17 protein-coding genes and 1 pseudogene are annotated in these 17,388 nt (G+C 54.3%); 7 read left to right on the forward strand and 11 right to left on the reverse strand.

Annotated elements, in window-relative coordinates:
- Positions 1–3: 3 nt before the first annotated feature.
- The 3 genes and pseudogenes from tssC to AFL22_RS22365 all read right to left on the reverse strand — a co-directional run.
- Positions 4–846 (reverse strand): annotated as a pseudogene (tssC, locus tag AFL22_RS22355) (type VI secretion system contractile sheath large subunit); the annotation flags it as partial.
- Positions 847–879: 33 nt separating this feature from the next.
- Positions 880–1,380 carry a type VI secretion system contractile sheath small subunit gene (gene tssB / locus AFL22_RS22360; RefSeq protein ID WP_010671384.1) on the reverse strand — a complete coding sequence of 167 codons (501 nt, stop codon included), beginning with the start codon at positions 1,378–1,380 and terminating at the stop codon, positions 880–882.
- Between the two features lie 565 nt (positions 1,381–1,945).
- Positions 1,946–2,815, reverse strand: a complete 870-nt coding sequence (locus tag AFL22_RS22365) for an AraC family transcriptional regulator (protein ID WP_052272198.1) — start codon at positions 2,813–2,815, stop codon at positions 1,946–1,948.
- A 179-nt stretch (positions 2,816–2,994) separates the two neighbouring features.
- Here AFL22_RS22365 and AFL22_RS22370 point away from each other — a divergent pair, with 179 nt between their 5' ends.
- The gene (locus AFL22_RS22370) at positions 2,995–3,894 is read left to right on the forward strand and encodes an EamA family transporter (protein ID WP_033779729.1); all 900 of its coding nucleotides are present in this window, start codon (positions 2,995–2,997) and stop codon (positions 3,892–3,894) included.
- A 36-nt stretch (positions 3,895–3,930) separates the two neighbouring features.
- Here AFL22_RS22370 and AFL22_RS22375 read toward each other — a convergent pair whose 3' ends face one another.
- A complete protein-coding gene (locus AFL22_RS22375) occupies positions 3,931–4,164 on the reverse strand; it encodes a hypothetical protein (RefSeq protein ID WP_010257893.1) in 234 nt (77 codons plus the stop codon).
- A gap of 285 nt (positions 4,165–4,449) precedes the next feature.
- Here AFL22_RS22375 and AFL22_RS22380 point away from each other — a divergent pair, with 285 nt between their 5' ends.
- A complete protein-coding gene (locus AFL22_RS22380; protein WP_022624176.1) occupies positions 4,450–5,676 on the forward strand; it encodes an OFA family MFS transporter in 1,227 nt (408 codons plus the stop codon).
- Between the two features lie 38 nt (positions 5,677–5,714).
- On the opposite strand, the gene AFL22_RS22385 is transcribed toward AFL22_RS22380, so the two are convergent.
- The 5 genes from AFL22_RS22385 to AFL22_RS22405 all read right to left on the reverse strand — a co-directional run bounded on the left by AFL22_RS22385 (position 5,715) and on the right by AFL22_RS22405 (position 9,720).
- Positions 5,715–6,590, reverse strand: a complete 876-nt coding sequence (locus AFL22_RS22385) for an SMP-30/gluconolactonase/LRE family protein (protein WP_022624175.1) — start codon at positions 6,588–6,590, stop codon at positions 5,715–5,717.
- A gap of 512 nt (positions 6,591–7,102) precedes the next feature.
- Positions 7,103–7,384, reverse strand: a complete 282-nt coding sequence (locus AFL22_RS22390) for a lipoprotein (protein ID WP_033758553.1) — start codon at positions 7,382–7,384, stop codon at positions 7,103–7,105.
- Between the two features lie 274 nt (positions 7,385–7,658).
- Entirely contained in the window at positions 7,659–8,465 is an 807-nt protein-coding gene (locus AFL22_RS22395) for a hypothetical protein (RefSeq protein WP_052272199.1), read from the reverse strand.
- A gap of 9 nt (positions 8,466–8,474) precedes the next feature.
- A complete protein-coding gene (locus tag AFL22_RS22400) occupies positions 8,475–8,927 on the reverse strand; it encodes a universal stress protein (RefSeq protein WP_033769738.1) in 453 nt (150 codons plus the stop codon).
- A 7-nt stretch (positions 8,928–8,934) separates the two neighbouring features.
- Complete coding sequence (locus AFL22_RS22405; RefSeq protein WP_010257875.1) at positions 8,935–9,720, reverse strand: IclR family transcriptional regulator; 786 nt, start codon at positions 9,718–9,720, stop codon at positions 8,935–8,937.
- A gap of 149 nt (positions 9,721–9,869) precedes the next feature.
- Here AFL22_RS22405 and AFL22_RS22410 point away from each other — a divergent pair, with 149 nt between their 5' ends.
- From AFL22_RS22410 to ypdK, 3 genes are all read left to right on the forward strand, one after another.
- Positions 9,870–11,468 (forward strand): MFS transporter, encoded by a 1,599-nt coding sequence (locus AFL22_RS22410; protein WP_052272200.1) that lies wholly within the window; start codon positions 9,870–9,872, stop codon positions 11,466–11,468.
- A gap of 2 nt (positions 11,469–11,470) precedes the next feature.
- Positions 11,471–12,499 carry an HlyD family secretion protein gene (locus tag AFL22_RS22415; protein ID WP_052272201.1) on the forward strand — a complete coding sequence of 343 codons (1,029 nt, stop codon included), beginning with the start codon at positions 11,471–11,473 and terminating at the stop codon, positions 12,497–12,499.
- 202 nt (positions 12,500–12,701) lie between these two features.
- Positions 12,702–12,776, forward strand: a complete 75-nt coding sequence (ypdK, locus tag AFL22_RS24170; RefSeq protein ID WP_099257831.1) for a membrane protein YpdK — start codon at positions 12,702–12,704, stop codon at positions 12,774–12,776.
- A 51-nt stretch (positions 12,777–12,827) separates the two neighbouring features.
- Here ypdK and alaC read toward each other — a convergent pair whose 3' ends face one another.
- Together alaC and AFL22_RS22425 are read right to left on the reverse strand one after the other, a co-directional pair.
- On the reverse strand, positions 12,828–14,060 hold the full coding sequence (gene alaC / locus AFL22_RS22420) for an alanine transaminase (protein ID WP_052272202.1): 1,233 nt from the start codon (positions 14,058–14,060) through the stop codon (positions 12,828–12,830).
- Positions 14,061–14,177: 117 nt separating this feature from the next.
- Positions 14,178–14,702, reverse strand: a complete 525-nt coding sequence (locus tag AFL22_RS22425) for a GNAT family N-acetyltransferase (RefSeq protein WP_031292218.1) — start codon at positions 14,700–14,702, stop codon at positions 14,178–14,180.
- A gap of 278 nt (positions 14,703–14,980) precedes the next feature.
- Between AFL22_RS22425 and AFL22_RS22430 the strand changes: the two genes are divergently transcribed.
- Together AFL22_RS22430 and AFL22_RS22435 are read left to right on the forward strand one after the other, a co-directional pair.
- Positions 14,981–16,651 (forward strand): sensor histidine kinase, encoded by a 1,671-nt coding sequence (locus AFL22_RS22430; protein ID WP_010257859.1) that lies wholly within the window; start codon positions 14,981–14,983, stop codon positions 16,649–16,651.
- Positions 16,648–17,376, forward strand: coding sequence for a LytTR family DNA-binding domain-containing protein (locus AFL22_RS22435; RefSeq protein ID WP_003848909.1), 729 nt, complete (start codon positions 16,648–16,650; stop codon positions 17,374–17,376). The genes AFL22_RS22430 and AFL22_RS22435 overlap by 4 nt, the downstream gene beginning before the upstream one ends.
- Positions 17,377–17,388: the final 12 nt, after the last annotated feature.

Here is a 17,388-nt window from a genome sequence, read left to right on the forward strand (position 1 = left end):
TCCTGGTACAGACCGCTTATCCGGGCCATACGGCAGGCGGCCCAGCACACGCGGCATCACCAGACCGATATAGCGGGAATCATCCGTCTCACGAAACGATTTCCACTTGATGTACTCGGCACGGTCAAAGTAGTTACCGATGTCTTTTATAGCCGCCACTTCCTCCATCGAATCCTTGAGGAAAAATTTGGGGCCGGCGGAGCCGATAAACGGCATATGCGCAGCAGCAGACACTTTAGAGATGTTGCGCAGAAGCGTTACATCCTGAGCGGAAGCATCAAACTCGTAGGCGGAAATCAGCGCGGCAATCGGCTCTCCACCCGGGGTGTCATACTCATCAATATAGGTATGTTTATACAGTCCGCTCTGGATAATTTCCGGGCAGTCTTCGAAGTCCTGTCGCAGGTCTTCTTTGGACATATCCAGCAGTTCAACCTTCACGTTCTGACGGAAATCGGTTTTATCGACCAGGGATTTCACGCCGCGCCATAGACTTTCTACCGCCTGGAAGTCCTCATGGTGCATGACAGCATCAAGCTGACGACTAATCTGGTAGTCCAGCTCAGCGATATGATGGTCAATCAGGTTTTTGTCGAGTTTTTCAACTTTTGAGCCCGCTTTTGTCAGGCACTCCAGGAACACCTGCATCCCGGCCGTTAAACGTTCATCCGCAGTCGCATCCGACATCGCCTGCGCATCCTGCCAGATATCCAGTGCACTGAGTTCGGAGACCGGGTTCAGATTGATTTTTTTAAACAGAGACGCATAAACCCCACCAGCGGCCGGACGTTCCAGCACCACACTCTCGCCACCCGCGGCATTCTCATTTTTTACAGACATCAACATCTTCCTTATTAATCCGTTAAAACATCCTGACCGTTATGGCTGTTTAGGGGCCAGAGCAGACAACTCAGATCTGAGTTCTGCGCTTAATGCCGGGTCGAGCAGAATTTTTTCAAGCTCTTTCCGGAAAGCCTGATTGTCCAGCAGGTTAGCTTTTAAATCGCGAAGCAGATTACGCATGGAAAGCATCGCCTTCAGCTGAGGGATCTGCCGGGAAACCTGCTCAGGGGTGAAATCCTTCATGCTCTGGAATGTCAGATTGATATTGTCTTCGCTACCGTCACCGGCAAGCGTGTTTTTAACGGTGAGATTTACTTTTGGGGAATATTCGGAAAGTACTGAGTCAAAGTTATTTTTGTTCAGATTAACTTTTTTGCGTTCAGAGAGTGGCGCGGACTCCTGACCATTACTGAAGTCGCCCGCCACCAGTAATTTCAGGGGGAGTTCGGTTTTCTTGCTCGCCCCGCCCGTATGCAAATCAAGTTTTAAATTGATACGTGCCTTGGGTATTTCGGACTGAAAGGAAGAGTTAGACATGGCTGTCCCTGTTCTATGGAGTGATAGAAACCGCCACAGCCAGTGTCAAATATTAAGAATGGCTTACCCTGCCATAAAACATTCCTGCTATTAAACATTCAATGAAAAGCAGGACCTGCGGTCAGAAGCGAGTACATTCCATTTACTGGCGATATGACGCGATGAAAGAGCGTAAACCCTGAATTTATTTTTCAGATAAACACCCATGGCGCGAGTTTAGAAATAGTGGGTCAGCTAAAGGAAATGATAATATGTAACCATATGTAACATAGTAAGCTTGCCAGAAAATATCTTATACTGATCTGATATATAAGATTTTTCTTGAGATTTCGGCTGTGGGGCGCATGATAGCTGGGACTAAAAAATGTTTCATTGAATAGTTCATTGCGGGATTGAGCAGAGAAATTACCCAATGCTAAAAAGTGCGGTTCATGCTTTTTTTACAGGATAGCGGCAGAAAGTGAAAACGAGAACCAGCCCAAACGGGTTAGTTTTTATAATAAGTTATGTTAATGATTTGTGGCACTGTTATACGCTGCTAATGTGCCTGTTGCCGCTAAGAAGTTCATCGACTCCCCCGCCGACATGCCGAGGGCGTCATGCCATAAACCTGCCGGAAACGATGGCTGAAGTGGGCTGAAGAGTGGTAACCACACTGAAGGGCAATATCGGTCAGTGTAAGATCGGGCCGCTCAAGCAACATCCTTGCACGATCCATACGACGGCGCATCACGAACTGGTGCGGCGCTTCGCCAGTGGTGTGACGGAACATACGGGCAAAGTGAAACTCACTCAATGCCGCTTCCTGCGCCAGCACAGCCAGGGTTAAAGGCTGGTCAATGTGAGCCTCAATGAAGTCGAGAACCCGACGTAATACCGCTGGAGCCAGGCCGCCCCGTACCTGGGGCAGTTGCCACTTAACTTCGCTGTAGTGCTGCAGCAGATGGGTCAGCAAGAGTGTTGATGCGCTGCTCAGCGTCAGCTGGCTGGCGGGCTGTTGCCAGTCGCTGCTCAGCAGAAAGTGTCGATAGAGCTGGGTAATGCGGTCATCAACAGAAAAGATTTTCTCATGCAGGTTTAACTGCACCGGACTGCGGTCCCAGACCCGTTCGGCCAGTTGCCGCAGCTGGTTCTCGCTGCAATAGAGATGAACAAAGGCGAGATCGGCACGCAGATCCCAGGTTGATTCCATGCCTGCCGGCATCAGACAGAAGCGGTCCGGTGCGCCACCGTTACGCCAGCCATGCGGGGTTTTATGCCAGGTATCGTAGCCGCCCGCCACGTAAAGGCTCAGCGTGTGATGATCGCTGAGGTTTGTCACGCGATCGCCACTATTAAACCAGGCTGCCAGCTGAATGCCGCTGTGAAGCTGCACCTGATCGCGCAGTTGTGCTTTGTGTCGTTGCAGCATGTCAAAGGTCTGGAAGCGACTCATCGGGGTATCAGTTCAGATAAACAGAGTGCCAGTTTACGGATTGCGCGGGACAGAAAACAGAGCACATCGGGACAGAGAGTAAAAATGCGCAAGATTTTGCAAACCCTGCGCAATCCGCTGCAAGACCAGGGAGCGTTGCGGGTGCAGACTCGGCGTTTTTTTCGGTGGAGAATCTGGTAATGAACCTGTTTTTGTATCTCTCAGTCGTGCTGATCTGGGGCACGACCTGGATTGCGATTTATGCGCAACAGTCTGCAGGCATCAGCGCCGTAACTGTCGCTGTCTTCTGGCGTTTTTTGCTGGCCTCGCTGGTCATGTTATTGCTGCTTAAGCTGATAAAGCGTCTGCACAGGCTGACGCTGCAGGATCACCTCTTCTGTGTGCTGCAGGGCTGTTGCGTTTTTGGCTTTAACTTTGTCTGCTTTTATTACGCCTCTGGCTATATCAGCAGCGGACTGGAGTCGGTCATTTTCTCTATGGCTGTGATGTATAACGCCATTAACAGCTGGATATTTTTCCGTCAGCGCCCTTCCGCACGTCTGATTCCGGCGATAGTGCTCGGCATGGCGGGTATTGTTGCGTTGTTCTGGCACGATCTGCGCAGCACTCAGGCCTCGACCGGCTTGATGTGGGGCATTGGGTTAAGTGCGCTGGGCACCCTGGGATTTTCATTCGGCAATATGATCAGTCAGCGGCATCAGCGTCTGCAACGTGACGTGCTGACAACCAACAGTTACGGCATGTTATACGGTGCGCTGATCATGGCACTGGTCTCGCTGCTGCAGGGTGTTTCGCTACAGCCGACATGGAATACACAGTGGTTTGGGGCATTGATCTATCTGGCTATCGTGGGATCGGTGATGGGATTCGGGGCCTATTTTACGCTGGTGGGACGTATCGGAGCCAGTCGGGCTGCCTATACAACGGTGCTGTTTCCGCTGGTGGCGCTGGCACTCTCTACCCGTTACGAAGGATATGAGTGGCATGCCAGCGCCATCCCTGGCCTTGTCATGATTTTACTGGGCAATATCGTGATGTTTGCCCGTTGGCCGGCAAGTCGTCGCCGGATAATCATCTGACGCGGAGGCGGGCTGAGGCCCGCGTCCGGATGGGCGTTATGCCCACTGCTGCTGAAGGAGTTTCTGTGGTTTATTGATCGCTTTACGCGCAATCCAGTAGAGCAGAACACGCTCATCGTCACTATCACGATCGGCCATCGACAGCAGTTTTAATGCCAGCGTCGATTTGGTCACAGGCTGTTGTTCTGTACTGAGTTCAATCACCGCCTGACCGATGATGCAGCAAACTTCATCCTCACTGGTGCTGGATTCATATGTCCGGTCTTTCATATTTCCTCCTGATAAGTGAACTGTTAGCCTGGCAAATAATCTGTAAACCTGCTCACAGAATCATCTTAATGAAACATTATCTTACGGCTAATTACGCTTAATCATTAAGCTGCCGTTTTGCTTACTTTTGACGCGACGTCGCTAATCTCTCCCGATGCCATTCATACCGCCTGAATGGCATTTCATTCCCCGATCCGTTCCGTTCATGCCTTTACTGCTCACGCGCGCGAATCACTGCTTTATTCTGACCGCAGTTTCCAGATTCCCGGATGGGAGAGAAAAATTATGAACCAGACTCAACAGGCTTCTTACCAGCGTGCTCGCTGGCTTACATTGTTCGGAACGGTAATCACTCAGTTCGCACTGGGGTCAGTCTACACATGGAGTTTGTTCAACGGCCAGCTGTCACAGAAGCTGGATGCGACGGTCAGTCAGGTTGCTTTTTCGTTTGGTCTGCTGAGTCTGGGGCTGGCTATTGCCTCCTCGCTGGCCGGTAAATTACAGGAACGTTTTGGCGTACGCCGCGTCACTATCGGGGCGGGTGTGCTGATGGCGCTGGGTTTCTGGCTTACCGCGCATGCTAATAACCTGATGATGCTCTATTTCAGCGCCGGACTGCTGGTGGGTCTGGCGGATGGCGCAGGTTACCTGATGACGCTCTCAAACTGCGTGAAGTGGTTTCCGGAGCGCAAAGGGATGATCTCTGCCTGTGCGATTGGCGCTTACGGTCTGGGTAGTCTGGGATTCAAATTTATCTGCGGGGCGCTGCTGGCAACGGTGGGTCTGGAGCAGACCTTTATGATCTGGGGCGTGCTCGCGATGTCGATGATTATCCTCGGTGCACTGCTGATGCGTGATGCCCCCCTTCAGGATACCGGGAGCAGCACGAATGGTCAGCAACATGCGCGGGATTACACGCTGGCACAGTCGGTGCGTCTGCCACAGTATTGGATGCTGGCACTGATGTTCCTGACAGCCTGCATGAGCGGTCTCTATGTGATAGGCGTTGCCAAAGATATCGGCGAAGGGCTGGTGCATCTGACTACGCAGACCGCTGCCAGTGCGGTAACGGTGATTGCGATTGCCAACCTGAGTGGCCGTCTGGTGCTGGGCATACTGTCTGACAAAATGATGCGCATCCGGGTTATTTCACTGGCGCAAATCGTGTCGCTGATCGGGATGAGCGTGCTGCTGTTTACCCGAATGAATGAAATCACCTTCTTCCTGTCACTCGCCTGTGTAGCCTTCAGCTTTGGCGGTACCATCACGGTATTCCCGTCGCTGGTCAGTGACTTTTTCGGCCTTAACAACCTGACAAAAAACTATGGTCTGCTCTATCTCGGATTTGGTATCGGAAGCGTGCTGGGCTCACTGGTCGCCTCACTGTTTGGCGGGTTCACCGTCACCTTCAGCCTGATTATGACGCTGCTGGTCATCTCCCTGTTCCTGTCACTCACCATCCGCTTACCACAGAGTTCTGTTACAGCAACACCTGTATTGCAACGTCATTAACCATCACGACGGGCCGCGCCAGAGCGGCCCGTTCACGTTTAGCCGCGGAATCGCGGCTCTGCCATGCCCGCCACCGAGACGTCCACCGCAAAGATATCGCCTGACTGCGGATAGCGTGCCAGCTCCTCTTCGGTGCGATCTTCCCGTGAACTGGTAATAAACAGAGTTTTAAGATCGGCGCCACCAAAGGCCACCATGGTTGGCCACTTCACCGGCAGCAGGATCTCATCGACGATTTCGCTGCTCTGGGGATCGATGCGTACTACGCGTCCGCCATCAAACTGTGCGGACCAGTAAAATCCTTCGCTATCCACTGCGGCACCATCCGGCAATCCACCTTTCGCGTCGAAACGGCGGAACAGAGTGCGTTCGCCCGGTTCGCCCTGCGCATTTAATGGATAGCGATAGAGCGCTTCATTCGGCGTGTCACTGTGATACATCCAGCGCCGGTCGGGAGAGAAGGCCAGCCCGTTGGAAATTTTAATGTCACGCGCTTTGACTTCCAGCTTCAGGTCAGGCGTCACGCGGCACAGCAGCCCGCCATTTTTGTCCTGCGGTTCCCACAGGCTGCCGCACCAGAAATTTCCCCAGGGATCAACGCGACCATCATTAAATCGGCTTTGCGCAGCCTCACCGGGATTTTCTGCGATCTTTTTCTCTGGCTTGCCCTGCGCATCCAGCAGCCAGACACCGCCACGTAATGCAGCTATCAGACCGCCCTGCTCACGCAGACCGATGCATCCCACCTCTTCCGCCTGCGGGAAGGTTTGCAGTTCACCGCTGACCGGATCAAAACGGTGAATGGCGGGTGCCAGAATATCGACACAGTACAGCACCTGTTCTTCCACTGACCAGAGCGGGCATTCGCCCAGTTCAGCCTGTAAAGCCAGAATATTTTTAACGTCATGCGCCATGTTTCTCTCCCATTGAACTGACATGCTAATAATGTAGTTGTAAAAACTTTCAAATGAGAATTATTTTCGCTTGATTTTGAGACTATTCTCTTTGATAGTATTTACTATTCAGTTCATTCTTATTTCTTTATTATTCTCCGCTGCAAAAGGCAGCACTCTGAAATATTCCGTCATACCTTCTTAAATAACTCTACAAAGCCTGCATCTTCACTCCACTTTTCCAGCGTAGTGTCATAGTCATTGGAAAAGAGGAGAAGCTTCCGATGAAGAGATTAATTAAAGTCGCTTCGGTGGTTGCGCTGATGACCTTATTAAGTGGTTGTATCATCAGCCCCAGACACGACAATGGCTGGCACCGCGGGGGTGGCGGCGGATATCATGGAGGCTACTATGGAGGTTATCACGGTGGGTATCATGGCGGTCACCATCGCCGCTAACGGGCAAAGATGTCACACAGCATAAAATAAAAGCATTAAACTTTAAGGGCGGGATAATTATCCCGCCCGTTTTATTTAGCTTTTCACAGCATAATTACACTGGAACCACGCTTTCTGCAGTCCCGGAATATGACTCTCCTGCGCAGGTAAAGCCTCGACTTTATCAAAGCCTTTATTACTGCAGTAATTCGCCAGATCAATATTCATTGCATCACGATTGACCTTTACCGGGTCAAAACGGTACTGCACGGTATTTGAGCCTGGATCTTCATCTACACGTTCAAATGCCCCGGGTTTGCTGGCAGTACATCCACTCAGCAAAATCAGCGCCAGTGCGCCGGTTATTAGTTTTTTCATTAAGTTATCCTCACGTTGCCGCGCAGTTTATGACGCAGCATGCCGCGCATCCATAGGATTAATGCGCGAAAGTTCAAAACTTGAGAAGCTTTTACCGATTAATGTAATACGATTAAACGGCTATCACTATCATGCACGGCGTGACAAGATGCATTCAGACAAAACGAAGACTGCACCACACCAGGAAATGCCAAAAATAAAAATCTGTTCCTCTCTTCCCTGCCCGCGCTTAGCGGGCTTTTTTTCGCCCGCCATTCCGCTGCTCCGCTGCCGCTTACTGGCCAGTCAGTGCAATCATTCTACGTAACAGGTTAGCGGCGCGCTTGTCAGGTAATGCCAGAATCGCGCTGTAGAGATCAATCGACATGGCACACAGCGATGAGCGATCAACCGCCGTGTCGGCAGGCATATTCAGCTGCTGCAGCTTATCCCCCCACTGCTGATAGAGCCGGGCGACAATTTTTTGCAGATCATCCTGCGCCTGCGTCTTATCCAGCGGTTGCTCGGGAAGTGGACTGTTCAGCAGCAGCTGCTCCATGGCATCCGCCTCTTTGCGATTCAGCGACGGCGGCAGCGTGGTCAGCAGATTGATGCCACCACTCACCTGCGGATAGAGATAACGGAAGCAGAGGCCCGGATCGATTTGGTTCAGCGCCCGCATCTCTTCAACCGAGACGCTGATATAGTTGACGACCGCCGCGTCAGTTCCGCGCATCAGCCGCTGATTAATCACCTCAATCAGCCAGCCACGTAGCTCGCCCGTCGCCTTCTCAGCTGGCTCCCCCGCCCGGATGCGCCGGGTCAGCTCCTGGGTCAGCAACAGCCATAACGCCGGTTCCTGAGTCTGCAGCACCCGATAACCGGGCATCTTTGCCAGTTGATTTACCGCCTGCTCTCGCTGACTGGCCTGCAACTGATGCGGCGCTACCCAGCTGAACCAGAGCAGATTCGCCAGTATCAGGGGCAGCAGAAAGATGATCAGCCCCTGCCACAAACGCAGCCGGGTGGTTTTGATCAACACAATAACAATCAGCGCCAGCAGCGCAAACGCGGCCAGCGTAATAAAAAGCAGAGCATTCATGCGGCGGGATTAATCCTTACGCACATCGATCAGCACAGGACAGTGAGCGCGCTCAATAACCGATGCGCTGACTGAGCCTTTTAACAGCCGATTCAAAGAGGAGAGATGGCGACGTCCCATGATAATCATGCTGGCCTTGAGCTGTTGCGACTGGGCAACGATAGTATCTGCCGCGTCACCCGCCAGAATCATGCCCCGCGCATTAATGCCCGCACGCAGTAACGGAGCCAGTGCATGGCGCACCACCATTTCTGCCGTATTCTGCTCATCCTGCGCAGCCACAAAATCGGCCGGATCTTCACCCGCATCAATTTCCATTGGCTGATTACAGGAGGAGTAAGCGGGATCGACGCAGCACAGCACGACCACATCGGCGCGATGCGCCAGCGCTTCTTCAATGGTTAAGGCGACCACTTTTTCCGCTACCGGAGAGTGATCAATGGCCATCAGCAGGGTTTTCATCGAATGCTTATCCTTCTATCGCGGCGACTTTGCCGATTTCACGCACCAGTGCCTCTTTACACTTCAGCATCTCGTCACGAAAACGGGCTTCGTGTCGCAGAAAACGTGCAGAAGGCACCAGCAAAGAGACAGAAAAGCGACCAAACAGCGTATCCAGCGCAAACGCCATGGTAGAGATACCTTCCAGCGTTTCACCGCGATCCACGGCGATACCGGTTTCGCGCACTTCCCTGATAAGTTGCAGCAACTGAGGCAGCGTTTTTACCGTCATATCGGTTAACTCCTGCCAGGCGTCGCCAACGATCGTCCGTACATCTTTTTCACACTCCAGCGCCAGCAACGCCCGTCCACCGGAGGTGCTGTAGAGCGGCAGATTGAGTCCCATATGCGGAACCACCCGAAGCTCACGCGACGCCACCACGTGGTGAATTATCGCCAGCTGACTGCCGCTGGCGCGCGCCAGCGAGACGGTTTCATTGGTGTCGGAAGAGAGTTTTTCCAGCAGCGGACTGACCAGATCAACCACATCGGTATGTACGCTGGAGATCAGTTTTAACAGCGCCGGCCCCAGACGCAGTCCGCCCGCCCCGCTGCTGCGCACCAGCTCTGCGCTGTCGAGCGCGGCAACAATACGCTGCACCGTTGAGCGCGGCAGTTCGACCGCCTGAGCGATCTCACCGAGGCTCATGCCGCCGGGCTGTTCACCAAGCGCATTAAGTATTTTTGCCGCACGGGCGATGACCTGTATACCGCCCGTTTTTTCATCCTCGCGGCTGGAGGGTTGATGTGCCATAGCGTCGTCCTGTTTGAGCTGCCTTACTGTAGCGCGAATGCCGCACTTTTTACAGCCTGTACCACATTGCAATACAGTATACCGGGATGTAATATTACGATCTGTATCACATCGCAGTACACTGCATCATAATAACGAGATCGCCTGCAATGAACGCTAAGCCTGCCACCGCGCCGGCCCCTCATCCTTTTACACTGCAACTGGCACTGGGATTAGTCGGCGTGCTCATCGCCGCCCTGACCTCCGGGCTGAACGATCGCGTCAGTGATATCGCGCTGGCCGATATCCGTGCCGCGATCGGCATCAGTTACGATCAGGGTAGCTGGATTATCTCTGGCTATCAGGCGGCAGAAGTGGCCGCCATGATGATTGCGCCCTGGTTTGCCGTCACCCTGTCGCTGCGGCGTTTTACGTTAGGCGTGTCGGCGGGATTTATGCTGACTGGCATTCTGCTGCCGCTGGTGCGGGATCCGACGCTATTTATCAGCCTGCGCGTATTGCAGGGCCTGTTTGGCGGCGCCTTACCGCCAATGCTGATGACGGTCGCCCTGCGCTTTCTGCCGCCGCCCTTTAAACTTTTTGGCCTGGCGGGCTATGCCCTGACCGCGACGTTTGGCCCCAATATGGCGGCCTCGCTGGCCTCGTTGTGGACCGATCACGTCAGCTGGATGATGGTGTTCTGGCAGGTCGTGCCGTTGATGCTGATCGCTATGCTGCTGACAGGATGGGGATTGCCCCAGGATCCGCTGCGGCCGGAACGTTTTCAGCAGATCGATCTGTTCGGCATGGTGACCGGCTGCAGTGGTGTTGCGCTGCTGATTCTGGTGCTGACCCAGGGTGAGCGCCTCGACTGGCTGAACTCGCCACTGATTACCGGTATGTTGCTCACCGCGCTGCCGCTGCTGCTGGTTTTCCTGATTAATGAGTGGTTTCACCCGCTGCCGCTGTTTAAATTGCAGATGCTCCGACGGCCAAATCTGGCGCATGGCTTGCTGGGGCTGGCCTGCGTGCTCATCCTTGGGCTTTCTGGCTCCGCGCTGCCTTCGGCCTATTTTGCTCAGGTCAGCGGCTTTCGCACCCTTGAGTTTGCCCCGCTGGCGCTGGCGGTGGGTCTGCCGCAACTGCTGATCGCACCGCTGATTGCAGCCCTGCTGAATATCCGCTGGATCGACTGCCGCTGGATGCTGACGGCGGGCGTCGGCTTGCTGGTGACCTCCTGTCTGCTGGGCACACAGATCACCAGTGACTGGGCAAGACAGAATTTCTGGCTGCTGCAGATCCTGCAGGCGTTCGGACAACCGATGATCATTTTGCCGATACTGATGAGCGCCACCAGCGTTGTGGCCCCGCCAGAAGGCCCGTTTGCCTCGGCAATGTTTAATACGGTGCGCGGCTTTTCCAGCATCGCTGCCTCTACGCTGGTTGAGGTTTTCCTTTCGCATCGTGAGCAGTTTCACTCCAGTGTGCTGATTAATCAGGCGGCCAGTCGCAGCTGGCTGATGACAGCGCCGACGGCCAGTCAGGCCAGCAGCAGCTTGCCGCTGTTGCCGGATGGCAGCATCAGCGCCGCCGATAATCTCAGCGGATTCGCCACCCTTGTCAGGCATCAGGCCACGATCCTTAGTCTGAGCGACAGCTGGCTGATGCTGACCGGCTTTGCCGCCTGCCTGTTATTGCTTACCGCCATCCTGCCAAAACGGGTGTGGCCGCCTCAAACTTTGATTCAAAACCCTTCCCGGAATAACTGAATATGCGTGCTTTCGAAATGAAAAGAACCCTGCTGCTGAGTCTGTTGCTGCTGGTGTTACTGGCCATCGCTTTTGTGGTCTGGTCACTGATGACCGGCAACGATCACCGCACCAACGACGCTTACGTCAATGCGGACTACACCCTGGTGGCACCGAAAGTCTCGGGCTACATCAGCCACGTGCAGGTGCAGGATAATCAGCAGGTCAAAGCGGGTCAGCTGCTGGCGACGCTGGACGATCGTGACTATCGTGTGGCGCTGGAGAGTGCGGAGGCTGACCTGCAGGTGAGCCAGGCGAAACTGCTGAGCAGCCAGGCACAGCTGGAGCAGCAGCAGTCGGTTATTGACCAGCAGAAAGCCAGCGTCGCGGCCAGCGAAGCCTCTGCGCAGTATGCCGGTCAGAGCGCCGATCGTTATAACCGCCTCTATAAAAGCGGTACCGTGGCAGCCGACGATCAGCAGAAAGCCAGCTCAAACCAGCGCTCGGCGCTGGCAGCCGTGCATCAGAGTCAGGCCGCGCTGGCGTCAGCAGTAAAACAGGTGGGGGTGTTACAGGCGGCGGTGCGTTCTGCGGAAGCGGACGTTGCAGCGGCGAAGGCCAGCGTCGATCAGGCCAGACTGAATCTCTCCTACACCCGCATTACTGCGCCCGTTGACGGCATGGTAGGTCAGCGCTCGGTGCGGACCGGCGCGTACGTATCAGCCGGCACCCGTCTGCTGGCGGTGGTGCCACTGCAGCAAACCTACATAACCGCTAACTATCTTGAGACGCAGTTAAGCGATGTGCGTCCCGGCCAGCGGGTGCGGATCCGGGTGGACGCCCTGCCGGGCGAGACCTTTACCGGTCATGTGGACAGCATCGCACCGGCCACCGGCGCAACTTTTTCGGCGATCTCTCCCGATAACGCCACCGGCAACTACACTAAAGTCGTTCAACGTCTGCCGGTGAAAATTGTGCTGGATGTCGACCAACAGCATCTGGCTCAGTTACGTGTAGGCATGTCGGCGATCCCTGAAATCGAAGTGCCGTAAAATTGTGAGCAATATCTCAGAACGGACCTATTTCATTTGGGGAGGATTACGCGTAAATTAGCGCTCGATCCTGTTCTGAGTTATTCAGATCAACCCGGAAGAGAGCAGACCATGACTGTAAATGGCGATCTCTTTTCCACATCTGTTCGCGTTGCACTGGTTTGGGATCGCCATCATCGTAACCGCTCAGAGGAGTTGCTTTGTGAAATATGCCTTGATGGGAATATCTTTTTTCGCGTTACTTTGGTTCGGAACCTTTGTTCTGCTGCTGAAGTAATGGCGTGACAGTGCCGCCACGGGGCGACCCTTGAGTCGCCCCTGCTGGCTGTCAGCGTTCTTCTTCCATTTTTATGCTGCCTGGCAATATGCCATCGGCACGAAACATCGCTTTAATTCCCCGTACCGCCTGACGAATACGATCGCTGTTCTCTATCAGCGCAAAACGCACGTGCGTGTCGCCATAGTCGCCAAACCCGATACCGGGCGAGACACAGACTTTCGCCTCCTGCAGCAGTCTCTTGGCAAACTCCAGCGACCCCAGATGTGCGTAATGGTCCGGTATTTTTGCCCAGACGTACATTGAGGCTTTCGGGTTATCCACCATCCAGCCCGCTTCATGCAATCCTTTGACCAGCACATCACGGCGGCGTTTGTACTGCTCTGCGATGTCGCGCACGCACTGTTGATCCCCTTCCAGCGCCGCAATCGCCGCCACCTGCAGTGGCGTAAAGGTGCCGTAGTCATGATAACTTTTGATTCGCGCCAGCGCGGCTACCAGCTCTTTGTTGCCCACCATGAAACCGATACGCCAGCCCGCCATGTTGTAGCTTTTTGACAGGGTAAAGAATTCGACGGCGACATCACGCGCGCCCGGCACCTGCATAATCGATGGTGCTTTCCAGCCATCGTAGACGATATCGGCATAGGCCAGATCGTGGATCACCAGCACGTTGTACTGCTTCGCCAGCGCAATCACCCGTTCGAAAAAGTCGAGCTCCACACACTGTGCGGTGGGGTTGGACGGGAAGCCGAGGATCATCATTTTTGGCTTGGGATAGCTCTCGCGAATGGCGCGTTCCAGCTCATTGAAGAAGTCGACACCCGCCACCAGCGGCACCGAGCGTACCTGCGCCCCGGCAATCACCGCACCGTAGATATGGATCGGATAGCTGGGATTGGGCACCAGCACGGTATCACCGTGATCCAGCGTCGCCAGCATCAGGTGCGCCAGCCCCTCTTTGGAACCGATGGTGACAATCGCCTCTGATTCAGGATCGATCTCAACCTGATAGCGATCGGCGTACCAGCGCGAGATCGCCCGGCGCAGGCGCGGAATACCGCGAGAAGTGGAATAACCGTGGGTATCGTCACGCTGCGCCACCTGGCATAACTTTTCGACGATGTGTGGCGGAGTCGGACCATCCGGGTTGCCCATTGAAAAGTCGATGATATCTTCGCCGCGCCGACGCGCAGCCATCTTCAGTTCAGCGGTGATGTTGAAAACGTAAGGGGGTAAACGTTCGATACGCGAGAAACGACGGGGTGTGCTGTTATCAGCCATGATGTCCTCTGGATTACGTAAGCGCCCGGACCGTCCGAGCGACGCGGGTCACTGTGGTGACCCGTTACGAACATAACGTGGCGAGGATCATTTTGTCGAGGGTGGCGGAAAATATTTTTATTTTTGCGGATTCAGCCGCCCCAGCAGCCAATCGTTCACCCAGCAGCCGTTCAGCAGATAATTATCCCGTAGCGTGCCCTCCAGCTGAAAGCCGTTTTTCTCCAGAATACGGCGTGACGCCCAGTTCCCTTCAATCACCATCGCTTTGAGTTTGTGGAAATCGGCTTCAAGCAAAAACTGACACAGCGCCGCCAGGGCTTCGCTGCCATATCCCTGACCGCAGTGGCGATGCAGCAGCATATAGCCCACCTCCGCCTGACGGTATGGCTCCCATTCGGGGCTGCAGCCAAACAGGCCAATCGGCTCACCGTTGTCACGACGTCGCGCAACCAGGCAGAGCATATGAAAACTGCTCGCCTGCCAGGGGGCCAGACGCTCGGTGAAGCGCTGGCGGATATCCGCTTCATCGGGGATTTCGCTCACCCAGGTCATGGTGTCGCGATCTTCATGGACGGCACGAAATAGTTGCCAGTCTTCTGGCTGTAATTTACTCAGGGTTAATCTGGCGGTGACTAGTTGCATCTGCTGCTCCCGATGGGCGCGGTTTTCCAGCGGTCACTGGCGCACCTCATCGCGCAACATAGCAAAACGGCACCTTAGCGACCAGCCTCTGCAGGGCGAAAAACTGTTCCCCTTTAATGCACTCAACCTTTCCTCTTTTTGCCCATATGCCGTAAAAATTGATCTGAAGCACTAACTCCCACCGTGATTGATCGGGACGCTAGCGGTTCGCGATCACATTTTTTATCATAGAGGCACTTTCCATTGCCGACGAGTCGCCTGTGTCCTCCCACTTCACGATGTTACTGGCAGTATTTGACCGCGCCGCCCTGATGCTGATCTGCCTGTTCTTCCTGACACGCACCCGCCCGTTTCGTCAGCTGCTGCAAAAAGATGAACACACCCGTGCGGAGAAAGTGGCGGTTACTGCCATCTTTTCCCTGTTTGCGCTGTTCAGTACCTGGTCGGGTGTCGATGTCGATGGTTCACTGCTGAATGTGCGGGTCATCGCCGTTATGGCGGGTGGCATTCTGTTTGGTCCCTGGGTCGGGATCGCCACCGGGGTTATCGCCGGTCTGCACCGTTTTCTGATCGATATTCACGGCGTGACCTCCGTGCCCTGCCTGATTACCAGCATCATTGCCGGTATCGTCGCGGGCGGTATTAATCGCCGGGTACTGAAAGAGCACCGCTGGCGTGCCGGTATCGTCGGCGGCATGCTCTGTGAAGCCCTGACGATGTTGTTGATTGTTGTGTGGGCGCGCCCCACCTCACTCGGGCTGGCGATTGTGTCGGAAATTGCCCTGCCGATGATCCTCGGTGCCTCCAGTATCGGCATCATTGTACTGCTGGTGCAGAGCGTCGAGGGGGAAAAAGAGGCGATTGCCGCCCGCCAGGCCAAGCTGGCGCTGGAGATCGCCAATAAAACCCTGCCGCTGTTCCGTCAGGTGAACAGCGACTCGCTGCGCAACATCTGTGACATTATCCGACGGGAGATCAAAGCCGATGCGGTGGCGATGACCGATAAAAAACAGATTCTGGCCTACGTCGGCTATGGCGAACACAATTATAAACATGGGGATGATGGCATCAGCCCCACCACGGCGCAGTCGATCGCCAGCGGTAAAATTATCATTAAGAACAACGATGAAGCGCATCGCACCAAAGATATTCACTCCATGATCGTGATCCCGCTGTGGGAGAAAGGCAAAGTCACCGGCACGCTGAAAATCTACTATCGCCGCGCACACCGTATTACCGGCTCGCTGAAGGAGATGGCGATTGGCCTGTCACAAATCATCTCAACCCAGCTTGAAGTATCGCGTGCCGAGCAGTTGCGCGAGATGGCTAATAAAGCGGAACTGCGTGCGCTGCAAAGTAAAATAAATCCTCATTTCCTGTTCAACGCCCTGAATGCTATCTCCTCTTCTATCCGGCTCAATCCCGATACCGCCCGTCAGCTGGTGATAAACCTGTCACGCTATCTGCGCTACAACCTGGAACTGAACGACGATGAGCTAATCGACATCCGTAAAGAGCTGTGGCAGGTGAAAGATTACATCGCCATCGAGCAGGCCCGGTTTGGCGATAAGCTGACGATGATCTATGACGTCGATGAGGATCTCCATTTTCTGCTGCCGAGTCTGCTGATCCAGCCTCTGGTGGAGAATGCCATTGTCCATGGCATCCAGCCCTGTAAAGGCAAAGGCGTGGTGACGCTGAGCGTCCGTGATCTGGGCGATCAGGTACGGATCTCGGTGCGGGACACCGGTCAGGGCATCAGTGACGAAGTGATAGCACGGGTGGCGCGTAACGAAATGCCCGGTAATAAAATCGGCCTGCTCAATGTGCATCATCGGGTAAAACTTTTGTCGGGTCAGGGATTGAATATCGTGCGGCATCAGCCGGGCACCGAGATTTCCTTTACGCTGAGTAAGAATGGCCAGCGCCTGGCGGAGAATCTGTTATGAAAGCCATTATTGTGGAAGATGAATTCCTGGCGCAGCAGGAGCTGAGCTGGATGATTCAGCATCACAGCAAAATCGAGATTGAAGCCTGTTTTGACGATGGTCTGGACGTGCTGAAGTACCTGCAACAGCATCGGGTTGATGTGATTTTCCTCGATATCAACATCCCCTCACTGGATGGCATGCTGCTGGCACAGAATATCCATCAGTTTGCCCACAAGCCACTGATTGTCTTTATTACCGCGTGGAAAGAGCATGCGGTGGAAGCGTTTGAGCTGGAGGCGTTTGACTACATTCTCAAGCCCTATCAGGAGTCGAGGATTGTCACCATGCTGAACAAGCTCGAAGCCACAGCGCAGGCGCAGCAGGCGGTCAGCCATCTCAGCGCCACGCCCGCGCCGCAGACGGTCAACCTGATCAAAGATGAGCGCATTATTGTCACTGACGTGAATGATATTTACTACGTTGAGGCGCATGAGAAGCTGACCTTTGTTTATACCCGGCGCGAATCCTACGTGATGTCGATGAATATTACCGAGTTCTGTTCACGCCTGCCGGAACAGCAATTTTTCCGCTGCCACCGCTCTTACTGCGTCAGCCTCAGCAAGATTCGTGAAATCGAGCCGTGGTTTAACAATACCTATCTGCTGAAGCTGCGCGATCTGGAGTTTCAGGTGCCGGTCAGCCGCAGTAAGGTGAAGCAGTTTCGACAGCTGATGCGCCTGTAGCGCAGGAGGGTT

Source organism: Pantoea sp. CFSAN033090, from assembly GCF_001264395.1.
Lineage (GTDB): Bacteria > Pseudomonadota > Gammaproteobacteria > Enterobacterales > Enterobacteriaceae > Pantoea > Pantoea agglomerans.